Annotated in this window: 1 rRNA gene; it reads left to right on the plus strand. The window is 43.4% G+C overall.

Going from position 1 to position 295, the window contains the following annotated elements:
- Positions 1-204: 204 nt before the first annotated feature.
- Positions 205-295, plus strand: a 5S ribosomal RNA gene (rrf, locus tag JI665_RS28380); the annotation flags it as partial.

Raw genomic sequence — 295 nt, forward strand, 5'->3', positions numbered from 1 at the left:
GCCATTCAAATCCTGGTTTTGGGATTTGGAGGGACGGATCGAAACGGCCGAGAAGTTAGGAGCCGAAGCTAGACAAGTCATTGGTGAATTCTCGGCAAAATACTTCTTCATGCATTATCTAGTTTTGAGGGAACGAAAAAATGAAATTCTCTCTTGAAAAAAACATTAAAAGAAAGTACAATTATACTTGTCTTTTAAAAATAGTCTGGTGGCGATGGCGAGAAGGTCACACCCGTTCCCATACCGAACACGGAAGTTAAGCTTCTCAGCGCCGATGGTAGTTAGGGGCTGTCCC

The sequence above is a fragment of the Bacillus sp. NTK034 genome, assembly GCF_017303275.1.
Lineage (GTDB): Bacteria > Bacillota > Bacilli > Bacillales > Cytobacillaceae > Cytobacillus.